The following is a 13,635-nucleotide window of genomic DNA, read 5'->3' as shown; positions in this document are numbered from 1 at the left end:
CCTCCTACGTAAATGAAGAAGAAACCCCAAAAAACAGGGGTCTCAACATAATAAATTACTTACCAAGCTTAAGCTCGCCCTTAAAGGCAGCTCCATAAACATCTCTTGTTGATTCTAACGTGTATTTTTTCGGACTTCTTACAAGAAGGCGTTTCTGCTCGATTCCATTTTTCGCAAGCGTATCTAAATCACTCTCTTTGATACCGTATTGTTCCAGTGTCGTTGGAAGCCCGACATCTTTTACTAGATCTTGCAACGCTTTTACTACAGAAACCGCTAACTCCCTATCACTCTTTTCTTCCGTCGGTAGACCGAACTCATGAGCTAGCACTTTCATTTTCGGTAAGCATGCTGGCCAAATATAATCGAAAACATAAGGTAGTAGAACCGCATTAGATTCACCATGCGGAATTTTGAACAAACCACCGAGCGGGTATGCCAATGCATGAACGCCTGCTACTCCAGCATTATAAAAGCTTAACCCTGCGATCATGCTTCCCCACGCCATTTCCCGCCGGGCTTCTTTATCAGAGCCATGCCATACTGCAGTTCGGAGGTTTTTCGTTATTTTCCGAATCGCTTCAAGCGCGAGCGCATCTGTAAGGTCGGTCGCGTTTACTGAGACATAAGCTTCGATTGCGTGTGTCAATGCATCAACTCCACTTGAAGCAGTCACCCTTGATGGTAACGTATAGGTCAACTCAGGATCGATAATCGCGACATCTGCAAGTAAATACTCATGTGTGATTACATCTTTCGTATCTTCTAATGAGAATACGGCGATATCTGTAATCTCTGCTCCAGTGCCGGCAGTCGTCGGGATCAACACTTTAGGTAAGCCTCTGTCACTTAATGTTTTCGTACCTGATAAATTCAAATACTCCTCAACAGTTCCTTCATTTTTCGCAAGTACTGAAGCCGCTTTTGTGATATCGAGGCAGCTTCCGCCACCGATCCCGATGACAAGGTCTGCACCAAATTCACGTACCGCATTTACGGCATCATCTCCCACATTCAAAGGTGGTTCTGGTTGGATCTCAGTATACAAGGAGTACTCTACCCCTTCTGTTTCCAATACTTCTTCAACCCCTTGAGAAAGTCCTACCTCAACAACGACAGGATCTGCAAAAATCATCACTTTTTTGGCTTTGAACTTATGAACGATCTCAGCTACGTTCTTGACAGATCCTTCTCCTGTTATCAATGTTAAGGGTGAAACGAATGAATGCATGGTATCTCCTCCAAATTTATTATCTAAATCTATCTACCCAGTAAGCCGTTCATCATTTTCTTCTGAAACCACAGGTGTTGCTAGTTTCGTATAGACAAACATGGTAATCATACCAACAAGAACGCCAAGCCCTGCTGCACCGAATGGATTTGTAAAATTAAGTCCGAACGGCAAATAAACGAACCAATAAGTCAACGTACCTGCCAGCAATGAAAAGATCGCCCCTTTCTTGGTAGCACGTTTCCATAGTGCTCCTACGATCAGCGGTCCTGCTGTCGCAGATACAATTCCACCGATCCCAATCCACATGAATACAGATAAAAATTTCGGCGGCGACCAGGCAAACATAATACCTGCAATGATCACTAGGAAAGTTGAGTATCGACTGATCAGCAGCTCGTTCCTTTCAGCCTTCTCTTTTGAAATTTTGATCCGCGGCACAATCGTTTTGCGATACAGGTCATTAGCAAGCAACTGTGTCAATGAAACAATCAAACCATCTGATGTGGACATTACCGCAGATAAGACGGCAACCGCAAAAAATGCAGCTACAAACGGTGGGAATATTTCACTGAAGAGTACAGGGATAATTTGGTCTGGTGCAATATTCGCCCCTGGATCTATAACCGCTATACCCAACATTCCACCAAGAGCCATTAGCGGCAAGATTGTCGCGAAAATCGTACAATACATAATGAGCTTCTTCATTTCCTTGTTCGATCGGACCGCCATGAATTTATTACCAAGGTGCGGCAGGACACTGAACGGCAAGTGGGCAACGAATAGCAACGCTACAAGCCAGAAAGCTCCATACGTATTATCCCCAGGAATGAAAAGTTGATCGAAAGCTCCAGTTGGGTTTCGTTCTTTGATAAGTTGAATCATATCACCAAAATTACCATCCACACCGACACTAAATAAAAAGCAAAGTAATACAACCAGTGCGGTGATGACCATCAAGAACCCTTGGACTGCATCGGTCATGATATCTGAGTGTGAGCCACCCATGAAAACATAGATCGCAAGGACGATACCAGTGATGAAAAGCCCCACTTCATATTTCACACCCATCATAGTCTGGAACATCGTTGCAGCCGCAACAAATTGAGAGACGACATAGAAAATCAAGAGAATTGAAATGATCGTCAGTACAATACGTAAAAATTCACTATTAAAGCGATCTCCTAAAAACTCAGGGATAGTACGTGTTCCGAATTCATCCCCATAACGTTTGATCGCTTTTGCCACAAACAGCATCCCGAACACTGTTGCAATCGGATACAAAAGTGGGTACCAAAGACTCGGTGTGCCAAGGTCATAAGCAAGCCCCGGCATCCCCATGAAAGTAGATCCACTCGAGACACCTGCAGCAATGACGAGGGCTACCGTCATCGGTCCATAACTCGAACGCGCTGTCGCGAAGTCATCCGAGTTCTTTGTTTTCCTCATCCCGATATATCCGAATATGATCATGCCAAGCAAAAAGACGGACATCAGAATCCAAGAATAAGTCACAATCGCATTTTCCATAGTCTACACCCCTCACTCTTTGTCATCTAATAGGTTTGTCTTGAATAAAATGAAAGCCATGATACCCCAAGTTCCCAAAATGAGAGTTGCCATAATATATAAGAACGTCATGAACATACACCCCTTGTATTTAAGAAATTTTTAATTTCAGGATAGCGATCAACTCTATCAATTTGTGCCGAGATAGACTCATAGAGTATAAGTTGAGGCTTTTTCTTCACCTCCTCTATATAGATCTCGTAAGGCAAGTAGATTAGAAAAGATTCAACCTGGTTGATTTTCGGAACACTCCAGGAACGGATTTTATGAATGTAGTGCCTTCTTAGAAATTCATGCCCTTCTTCTAACGCATCGTTCGCAGTCCATTTTTGAGAAAGGATGATTTCAGGGTCGATCTCTGTATTTTCCGTCTCAAGAAGCTGATCCAACATCGATGTTTCACCTCTTACAAGATTGGTCATCAGGAAACGGAGATCGGTTCTTTTACGACCTATGAACGGCTTGTACTCCACATTCCACTTTGAAAAAAGGTACGGATAATAGAGTAATAGCTCTCTAGGGTTATTGGATTGCCTGTCTTGAATTGGTAACGCCTTCATTTTTATCACCTCATTTTAAAAGCGGTAGTTCAGGCTGATCATCTTAAGCCGTGTCATCTCTTTAATGGCGTATTTGATTCCCTCATGCCCATAACCGGAATCCTTCACCCCTCCGTATGGCATGTGATCGAATCGGGTCGTAGGAACATCATTTACAAGGACTTGTCCGACATCAAGACCATGAGCGATCTTCAGTGCTTGTTGCAAGTTGTTTGTGAAAACCCCTGCATTTAGACCGAAATCACTTTCGTTCATCATGCGAAGAGCTTCCTCATGATTTTCGACTGGTTGTAAAACCACGACAGGCCCGAAAATCTCCTGACAGGACACCTTGTCCGATGTTTGAATACCTGTTAGGACCGTCGGGAGAATACCACTCGCTTTCCTCTCTCCTCCCGTCAGAAGAGTCGCTCCATTTTCAATTGCTTCATCAATCCAACTTAGAATACGTTCTTGTGATTTTCGGTTGATCAAGCTGGTCACCATCGTCTTATCATCAAGCGGATCGCCAAACGTCACTTTATTCGTTTTCTCAACAAAAGATTGTTTAAAACCTTCAAACACATCTTCATGGACATAAATTCGTTGAGTACTGATACAAACCTGACCATTGTAGATGAATGCACCAGTAACTGCCTTTTCAGCTACTTGCTCAAGTGAATCCTTTACAGAAGCATCCACATAAAGGGCAGAATTACTCCCAAGTTCAAGCGTCACCCTTTTCAATCCTGCCTGGCTTTTGATCAGCTTTCCGACTTGAGGGCTACCTGTGAAAGAAATCTTTTGGACACGAGGGTCATCGAGCATCACTTTTCCGAGCTTAGGACCTTCACCTGGAACGACATTGAAAGCACCATCAGGTAAGCCAGCCTTTGTAAACAGTTCAGCTAACTTCAAGCTTGTAAGCGGTGTTTGCTCTGCTGGTTTTACAATGATCGTGTTCCCCGAAGCAAGCGCTGGTCCGACTTTATGAACGACGAGATTAAGCGGAAAGTTGAATGGCGTGATAGCGCCGACTACACCGATCGGCTCATGGATCGTGTAAGCATCGCGCCCTTCTCCTCCTTTTGCTGCATCGAGCGGAATGTATTCACCAGCAATATGCTTCGCCTCTTCTCCGGAAAAACGCAAGGTTTGCACTGAGCGGTCAATTTCTCCTCTTGCGGCAGTAATCGGCTTACAGGCTTCTAACGCAATAACTCTGGAAAAATCTTCTTTATTCTCCTCCAGTAAATCAGCAGCTTTATAAAGTATTTCAGCACGTTCATTCGCTGTTAGCGCTTTCATTTCTTCGAAAGCTTCATACGCATGATCGATAGCTTTCTGCATTTCCTGCTCTGTTGCATCTGCCACCCGGGCGATTTCATCTTCTGTATGCGGCTGTATGACTGCATACGTATTCGTAGATACAACTTCTTTACCATCAATAAATAAGCCTTTTTTCATAAATTTCCCCTCCACTCTTTTATGAATACGTATTCAAAATATCTGAAAAAAGAGAGAGACTAGGTAAGTTCCTTTGTTGTCTCTCTGATATACAATTCTGGTTGAATCGTAATATTGATTTCTTCCTCAATCTTTTCTAATTCCATTAAATCTAATAAGTTTTCAATCGCCAATTGGCCAAGGTTTTCTGAACTTCCAGGTCCAACTGTTGTCAAATTGAAACTTTTATGGGAGCTCCATTCGATATTATCCATTCCGATCATGCTGATATCTTCCGGGACGGAATACCCTTTTTCATGAAGGTAGTCGAGAATGAAAATAGCAATCGAATCCGTAGCAGCAAAAATGGCAGTTGGACGACGTTTTCTAGCTAGCATTGATTCCAATGCCCGTTGGATTTCTCCAGCTGTTGTGTCTGTCACTTGGATAAAATGATCGGGCACTTCAATTCCTCGTACAGCAAGAGCATCATGATACCCTTTGTTCCTACCGTGGAAAGTCGACGTTTTCAAACCTCCTCCAATCCAGGCGATATCTCTATGTCCAAGTTCCAATAGGTGTTCAGTCGCCATCTTTCCGGCAGCGATGTTATCAATCTCGACAAAATGCCCGCCTTTACGATGTTTACGATTGAACATCATAGATGGGATTTCAAGCTTCTGCAATTCTTCGAAAATCGGATCGTCGTAGAAAATCGAAGAAAGGATGATCCCGTCAACCTGGTGGCTGAGCACATCTTTATAAACAGACATGTTATCTCCATAATTCTCGAAGTGAACATTCGTATGATAACCATGTCGCTTAGCATAGTTGACGATTGAAGTAGTCGTTTCCACGAAAAATGGGTTGTGTAATGGACCAGAAATCAATGCGATCGACTTTGTCTTCTTATTAACGAGGGAGCGAGCAATGGAATTCGGACGATAGTTCAATTCCTCCATAGCTTTAATAACGCTCTCACGTGCCACCTTGCTGACTTTCGATGGATCATTCATAACTCTTGATACTGTAGACTGGGAAACTCCAGCGTGTTTTGCAACATCTTTTGATGAGACCATAGCCTTTTCTCCTATGAATACGTATTCACAACTTCTTGTCTAACACCTTAATAAAAAAATAACTTCATGTCAACAATTTTCTGAAAATTAGTTTTGGTAGTCCATGTTAGAAAACTTGCAAAGCCAAGCCTCTGGCGCAGGCTGAGCCTTAGTTGGGCTTATACAGAAGAGTCTGTGACAAATGAACTTTGTTCAATAGAAAACCAGAACAATTGGTTAACCTGTTCCGTTACCTATCACAAACATTAATAACGCAGACTAAAATGTGCCCCGAATTGCATAGCAATTTGCGGCACTATTTTTGTTGATAAATAAGGATTATTGCTCAAATAGAACGTTAAATTATATGACAGCATTGTTGAAGAAGGAATACAGATGGGGCTTAACGGACAGGAGAGCCGTTATTTGTGACAAAAAAGCCAATTTCAGTTTGCTAACGGACACCAGAGACGTTATTCGTAAAAAAGTCTATTGTTTTTGATGATTTTGGAGCCAATAAGGTCTCCTATGTCCGTTAGATTATATAAACACATGTATTTCATAAAAATAAGGCCCCCTGTGTCCGTTAGGTTTTAAAATAAGTCATTCTTTCTCAATCGGGGGACTTTAGTTTAATAAGCCGGGAATAAAATATAGACGCACATCGATCCGTTGAGGGGTGAAGGTACGGCTTATTTAAATCAAATACTATACGAAACCTAGTACGTTTATTAACAAAAAACCACACCGGCCATTCCGACCGATGTGGTTCCACTTTTAACAACCTCAGCTTGCTTGTTCTACAGCTTCTTCCTTTTTCTTATGCTTCTTTTTCCTTCTGAAGATTCGTTTGAACCCTCTGCCGATGTCGCTGTATAACATATAAACAGCTGGAATCAAGACGAGCGTAATCATCGTCGCAAACAACAAGCCAGAAATGACGACGATTGCAAGCGGCGCCTGATAATTACCAGAGGCCCCGGTAGCAAAAGCTAACGGCATCATTGCCCCAGCTGTCGTCAAGGTCGTCATGAAGATTGGACGCATACGATTTTTACCAGCCTCAATAAGTGCTTCAGCCGCATTATAGCCTGCATTCCGCAACTGTTTCGTACGATCGATCAGCAAAATCGCATTGTTCAACACAATTCCAATGAGCATGATGATTCCCATGCCCGACATCGTACTCAGCTCGCTTTGTGTAATGAACAAGCCGAGGATGACACCTACTACGGTCATTGGAATCACTGACATGACGACAAGCGGATGCGAAAGATTGTTGAACTGGATCGCCATGACCACATACACTAGGAAAATCGCAATAGCCAGGATCATAAGCATCTCTTGAATCAATTCCTGCTGCTGCTCTAAATCTCCCGCAGTGGCTACTGTATAACCTGATGAGGAATCATAAGAGTCGATCACTTTTTGCACGTCTCGGTTGATGGCACCAAGGTCACGCCCTTCAATATCCGCCTGGATCGTTACGAAGCGTTCGCCATCCAGATGTGAAATCTGATTAGGAACCTCTGCTGATTCAAGCTCCACATAGTTAGATAGTTTCTTCATTCCTGCAGCCGTAGGGATCTCCAAATCAAGAAGATCTGCCTGGGTAGTCAGCTTCTCATTGATTCCTAATTTGATCGGCACAATTTCGCCTTCAGTATTCATTTCGCCGATTGGCATTACCATCGATAATTGCTCGATGGATTGTTTGATCTGTTGTGAGGTCAAACCATCGTCTTCAATGACATCCTGCTTCAACACGATTCTTTGTTCCAGAGATTGACGTTCATTTGTACTTGTGACGCCGACGATTCCATCAATCTTGCTCAATTCAGCCGTCAAATCGTCTGTTATCAAACGTAAATCCTCAAAATTCTCCCCTTTGACATTGATCTGTACAGGAGAACCACCGCCAGCTGACATGACATCAGCGACATTTTTAACCGGATGGCTATCCGACAATTCGCGAAGGGAGTTCAATATATCTTCATTTACATCAGCCTGCTCTCGGGTAACAGCATCATCTTTCGTCATGTTGATTAATAGGAAAAAGAAGTTTCCACTATCGATGACGTAATGACTATCCACATCCTGAATCGAGGATAAACGCTCGCTCAACTCCTCGACCACTTCCCTGCGATCATCCAATGAAACCCCAGGTTCCAAATTGATCATGACTTCCGAATAACGATTATACATATCCGGCATGATCGTCATCGGGATTTTCGTCACTAAAAATAATGAGCTTACAAGTATCAAGAAAAACAATCCAATCATACCGAATCGGTTCCGTTTTTTCTTAGACATCCATGCAACTGTGCTTCCATATTTTCTAATGAGAAGATTTTCTTTTTGATGCTCTTTCTTCTTTTTCAATCGTAAAAAATTCTCAGAAAGCGTCGGAATCAGCGTGAAGGCAATGATCACTGAACTTATCAGCGTAACAGCGATGACCACAGAAAGAATGATCATGAATTTACCGACTTCTCCACCCATCAAGCCGATCGGCAAAAACACGACAATGGTCGTCAGCATCGATGCAAAAACAGCTGTAGCAACCTCTCTTGTTCCTTCCAATACAGCCTGCACATTTTCAAAACCTTGTTCCTTTTTCCTGTAAATCGATTCCAGGATGACAATAGATGAATCAACCATCATCCCGATCCCGAGTCCAAGAGCGATCAGGCTGAGCATGTTGAAGCTGTAATTCAACAGCCACATCGATAAAAATGTAAGTAATACCGATGTCGGAATCGAAAGACCGATGATGATCGTCGCTCTGATATTTCGTAAAAAGAGCAAAAGGATCACTAAAGCGACAATCGCCCCAATGATGATGTTGTCCGTAACGCCGCTGATCGCGTCTTCTACATAATCTGCCTGTGCCACGACTTCGTCAAGGTTGAATCCCTGCACCTCGTTATCTTCGCGGATCTTAGAAACTTCTGCTCGGACAGCTTCAGCCATCTCGATTTGCGTGACATCTGCTACGCGTCCAACTTGGACAAAAATAAACTCGTCGGATCCATCCTTCCAAACAGAAGATGTGTTTTCCGAAGCTTGAAGTTTGATATCAGCAAAGGTATCCAGTGTTTCAATGCCGTCAGCTGTTGGGATATGTAGGTTCTTCAAGTCATCTACATTTGTGAAAGCCGTATCCCACCGTAAAGTCGGCCGGTTTTCATCATCACTCAATTCTCCGAGTGAAGATTCAGCGTTCTCGCTTTGGATCAAGCCCATGATTTGTGAAGGATCCAACTGGTATTCTAGTAACTTAGCACGGTCGAGTTCAACGAGTACTTCTTTTTCTTCAAGTCCCATGAAATCCACTTCACGGACCTCAGGTAATTCCTCAAGACGCGGCTTGAGTGTTTCTTTCGCAAACTTCGTCATCTCTTCCATTGAACCATTTGATAGAGACATATAAAATTCAAACGGCTGGTTTGTCGAAAACTTCATCGCATGTACGTCTTCTACACCTGGCAACTCCGGCTGCATGGCATTGAGTGTAGATTCGACCTCTCGGAAGACATCGTCTCCACGCCCGCTTTCAAAAGCAAGTTCGAAGCTGACTCTCCCGATGTTGGTCGTCGAATTGATTTCCTCGACTCCCTCAATACCCGAAAGCCTTTGTTCAATCGGGTTTGTAATCAAGCGTTCCACTTCAAAGGCATTCATTTCTCCAGCCATGACATCTACAAATGCTCCATCAAAGTCAACCGGAGGCATCAGTTCTTTATCCAGCTTCATGGTTGCAAAGCTGCCTGTAATAAGTACAAAAACAAATAATAATCCAACAATGATCTTACGTTTCAAAAATAACTGAAGCAACCTCATTTGTTCTCCCCCAAACCCATACATTTTTCATATTTTTCCATTAATAAGGTCTATTGTAATACTTTTGTATTACGCAAACAACAATAAGTAGTATATTTAAGGGGAAATTAAGTTATTCTTTAAATATTTCAAAAAGGGATTGTCGTTACCCTATGAAAATAAAAAAAGCCTGCTGGGTGAACAGCAGCGCTTTTAAGTCATTTTTATCATTGGCTCTCGGATATATCTCATATATGGATTGATTTCAATTTCTTGATGAATGCCTCAACATCTTTATCTCCAAGCTTCGTCAATGCTGATCCGATTCCCAATACAGCAGCTCCACTTTTCAGGAACGCATCAGCATTATGCTCATTCACCCCGCCTGTCGCCATATAGGATAGGTTTGAGAAAGGTCCGCGCAATTGTTTGATATAGTCAGGACCCAAAGTAGATGCCGGAAAAATTTTGATCATATCTGCCCCTGCGGAGTCGGCATGATATATTTCAGTCGGTGTCATCGCGCCAGGAATGCTATACAAACCTTTCTCTTTAGCAGCATGTATGACCTGTCGATCAACATGGGGTGAGATGATGAACTCGGCCCCTGACTCCTGTGCAGCCTTGACCGCATCAACGGTAGTGACCGTTCCTGCGCCAAGGACGATCTCATCTCCATACTCCTTCTTCAACGAATGGATGGAGTCCAGTGCTCCTGGGCTGTCCAGAGTAACTTCCATGATATTCAATCCTTGTTTGAGCAGAAGGTCGACCATACCCCTCAATTCAACCTGAGGCACATTCCGAAAAATGACGACAACTTTGTCTTTCTTCAATTTATCAATTAACATGATGGATTCCTACCTTTGAACATCTCTCGTATTTTTCGTGAAACTTAACAGCTCTTTCCTGGAAGGCAGCCCTTCACAATCACCTTTCACCATGGTCACCATAGAACCGATCAAATTTGCCCTCTTAATGGAATCATAGAGGGTGAGTCCATCGAGTAATCCAGAGATGAAGCCGGTTGCGAATCCATCTCCCGCACCAACAGGATCTTTCACCTGGTCATTCGGATAGCCGTTGACTTCAGAGGATTCCTCCTTCGTATGATAGGAAGCACCTTCAGCACCTTTTTTCAGGACTACCGCCTCCACCTGATCCAACAGTTCTTCAATGATCCCTTTTACATTCCTTTTGGGGAATAAATCATGCAACTCCTCTGTTCCAGGAAGGAAATAATCCGATTGTCTGATCAGCTCTTTCATGATCGGAATATAATCAACCTCGCCCCATACTTTCTTCCGTAGGTTCGGGTCGAAAATGATCTTCACTCCGTTTTCCTTCGCTACCTTGACTGCATGAAGGATGGTTTGATGGCAACTCGTACTGAGAGCAGGTGTGATTCCAGTTATATGAAGGTATTTCGCCTTCTTGATCAATCCTTCCTCAAGATCCCCAGGTTTCATGTTACTGGCTGCAGACTGTTTACGATAATAATGGACAAGGGTCTGATTGAAGCTCCCTTTTTCTTTGAAATAGATTCCGGTCGAGGCGCTCGAATCGAACTTCACCTGGCTTACATCGACTCCTTCGCCTCGGACATATGCATGAATATAGCGGCCGAATGGGTCATCTCCAAGTCTGCTGACCCAGGATACAGAATGACCAAGTTTGCTTAATCCAATCGCTACATTCGATTCTGCTCCTCCAATCCTTTTATGGAATGCGCCGGAATATTGGATGGTCCCATCATCAAATGGTTCGAATAATACCATCGTTTCACCGATCGTTATGAGATCCAAAGCTTCCACCTGCCTCTCATTCTGTTTGTCCATCACCATTCTGCGATACTTCCATCCTTATGACGCCAAACAGGATTTTTCCAATCATGACCGCTTTGAGATCTTTTCCGAACATATTCTTCATTGATTTCAATACCTAACCCATGACCATCCGGTATTTTGACATGACCATCCATGTAATCGAATACTGTGCGATCAGCCATATAATCAAGAAGATCATTTTCCTTGTTGTAATGGATCCCGAGGCTTTGTTCTTGTATGAATGCATTATGGCATGTGGCATCGACCTGTAGACAAGAAGCCAATGCAATCGGACCTAAAGGGCAGTGCGGGGCAAGGGCGACGTCGAACGCTTCAGCCATCCCTGCGATCTTTTTCGTCTCGGTGATCCCGCCTGCATGGGACAAGTCGGGCTGTATGATATCGACGGACCCCTCAGCCAGGAGAGATTTGAAATCCCACCTGGAAAACATCCTTTCCCCCGTTGCGATGGGAATCGAAGTATGTTTAGCCACTTCTTTCAATGCTTCATTATTTTCAGGGAGGACAGGCTCTTCAATGAACATCGGTCGATATGGCTCTAACTCCTTCACAAGAACCTTTGCCATCGGTTTATGGACTCGTCCATGGAAGTCTATCCCGATCCCGACATCACCTCCGACGGCCTCTCTCACTGCAGCAACCCTCGCCACAGCTTCATCGATTTTCGTGTATGAATCGATGTATTGGAGTTCTTCTGTCCCATTCATTTTGATGGCTGTAAAGCCTGAGGATACTGCTCTCCACGCCGCATCACCTACATCAGAAGGCCTGTCGCCTCCGATCCATGTATACACACGGATCGAATCCCTGCACAGCCCTCCCATCAATTGATGGACAGGCGCATGATGATATTTCCCTTTAATGTCCCATAAAGCCTGGTCGATCCCTGACAGCGCACTCATCAGGATCGGCCCGCCTCGATAAAAGCCTGATCGGTATAACAGGTTCCAATGATCTTCAATCCGAAGCGGATCCTTGCCGATCAATCCATCCATCAGTTCTTCCACAGCTGTTTTGACTGTCCTGGCCCTTCCCTCTACGATCGGTTCGCCCCATCCTACGAGGTCTTCATCGGTTACTATTTTCAGGAACAACCAACGTGGTGGTACCTGGAATAGTTCATAGTCTACTATTTTCATATGGATTCCCCCCATTTCATCCATTTGATAAATTGATAAGGCTATCTATTACTTTACTGAAAAAAGTTCGATCCCCTGAAGGACTTCGATCAATTCCGTTTTCTTGCTTTCCGTTAAGGATCTTGCAGGGGGAAGGACATGTGCAGGGATTTCCATTCCGCTTAGTTTCATCGCTTCCTTGATCACATTTGCGAAAGGTGTGTCCAGGTTGTAGATTTGCGGAATCGTTAGTAATCGTTGATGATATTCGACCATTTGTTGAAAATCCTGGTTTTTGAAAGCTTCCAATAATCCGAGGGCTAAATGCGGCACAAAATTTCCGCTTGCACAGATCCCCCCATCCCCTCCTGCTGTCAACGTTGGAAGCAAGTGATCATCATACCCGCAAAACACCGAAAAATCCTGGTGTTCCTTCTTCACCTGCAACAAGACTTCCCTTATATGGGCAACCGACTCTACAGTGTCCTTGATCCCTGCTATCGTTGGAACCTTCTCAACCAGCTTCTTGATGAAATTCGGATTCAAGTCTTGCCCGGTGAATGCCGGAAAATTATAGAGAAGCAAAGGAAGCCCGATCGTATTACCGATCGATTCATAATGATAGAGAAGGTGTTCTTCACTCAAAGGGGTATAATACGGGTTGATGACAATGATCCCATCCGCACCGATGGTTTCGCTGTGACTACTTAACCGAATCGCTTCACGTGTATTCGTGCTCCCCGTACCGATGATCACAGGCACGCGTCCATCTACTAGCTCAATCGCAATCTCTGCAACCTTTTTCCGCTCATCCATGCTTAATTGGGTGAACTCCCCTAAAGTACCGAGGAACAACAATCCGTTGACACCTTCATCGATCAGCTGGTCGATGACAACTTTCGTCCCCTCTGTATCAATCTGATTTTTTTCATCGACGATTGTCGGTACAGGTGGAATCAATCCGTGAAATCGCGCCATTCTACTACACTCCTGTCCAATTTAAAC

Annotated in this window: 10 protein-coding genes; all 10 read right to left on the bottom strand. The window is 43.7% G+C overall.

The features are described 5' to 3' along the window. Positions 1–55 precede the first annotated feature (55 nt). The 10 genes from N8M93_RS16035 to N8M93_RS15990 all read right to left on the bottom strand — a co-directional run bounded on the left by N8M93_RS16035 (position 56) and on the right by N8M93_RS15990 (position 13,608). The gene (locus N8M93_RS16035) at positions 56–1,231 is read right to left on the bottom strand and encodes an iron-containing alcohol dehydrogenase (RefSeq protein ID WP_261133516.1); all 1,176 of its coding nucleotides are present in this window, start codon (positions 1,229–1,231) and stop codon (positions 56–58) included. Positions 1,232–1,264: 33 nt separating this feature from the next. Further along, entirely contained in the window at positions 1,265–2,761 is a 1,497-nt protein-coding gene (locus N8M93_RS16030; protein WP_261133515.1) for a sodium:solute symporter, read from the bottom strand. A 107-nt stretch (positions 2,762–2,868) separates the two neighbouring features. Next, positions 2,869–3,360, bottom strand: a complete 492-nt coding sequence (locus tag N8M93_RS16025; protein ID WP_261133513.1) for a hypothetical protein — start codon at positions 3,358–3,360, stop codon at positions 2,869–2,871. 15 nt (positions 3,361–3,375) lie between these two features. Then, on the bottom strand, positions 3,376–4,806 hold the full coding sequence (locus N8M93_RS16020) for an aldehyde dehydrogenase family protein (protein WP_261133511.1): 1,431 nt from the start codon (positions 4,804–4,806) through the stop codon (positions 3,376–3,378). Positions 4,807–4,865: 59 nt separating this feature from the next. Next, entirely contained in the window at positions 4,866–5,864 is a 999-nt protein-coding gene (locus N8M93_RS16015; protein ID WP_261133510.1) for a LacI family DNA-binding transcriptional regulator, read from the bottom strand. 765 nt (positions 5,865–6,629) lie between these two features. Continuing rightward, the gene (locus N8M93_RS16010; protein WP_261133508.1) at positions 6,630–9,686 is read right to left on the bottom strand and encodes an efflux RND transporter permease subunit; all 3,057 of its coding nucleotides are present in this window, start codon (positions 9,684–9,686) and stop codon (positions 6,630–6,632) included. Between the two features lie 227 nt (positions 9,687–9,913). Continuing rightward, entirely contained in the window at positions 9,914–10,516 is a 603-nt protein-coding gene (locus N8M93_RS16005) for a bifunctional 4-hydroxy-2-oxoglutarate aldolase/2-dehydro-3-deoxy-phosphogluconate aldolase (RefSeq protein WP_261133506.1), read from the bottom strand. 9 nt (positions 10,517–10,525) lie between these two features. Then, positions 10,526–11,509 (bottom strand): sugar kinase, encoded by a 984-nt coding sequence (locus tag N8M93_RS16000; RefSeq protein ID WP_314728296.1) that lies wholly within the window; start codon positions 11,507–11,509, stop codon positions 10,526–10,528. After that, complete coding sequence (dgoD, locus tag N8M93_RS15995; protein ID WP_261133504.1) at positions 11,503–12,651, bottom strand: galactonate dehydratase; 1,149 nt, start codon at positions 12,649–12,651, stop codon at positions 11,503–11,505. Before dgoD ends, N8M93_RS16000 begins: the two co-directional genes overlap by 7 nt. 48 nt (positions 12,652–12,699) lie before the next feature. After that, positions 12,700–13,608, bottom strand: coding sequence for a dihydrodipicolinate synthase family protein (locus tag N8M93_RS15990; RefSeq protein WP_261133503.1), 909 nt, complete (start codon positions 13,606–13,608; stop codon positions 12,700–12,702). Positions 13,609–13,635 lie beyond the last annotated feature (27 nt).

This window comes from Bacillus sp. Marseille-Q3570 (assembly GCF_946151055.1).
In the GTDB taxonomy this organism is placed as follows: domain Bacteria; phylum Bacillota; class Bacilli; order Bacillales; family Fictibacillaceae; genus Pseudalkalibacillus.
The sequence above is the reverse complement of the archived record's forward strand: the minus strand, read 5'-3'. Positions and strand labels throughout refer to the sequence as shown.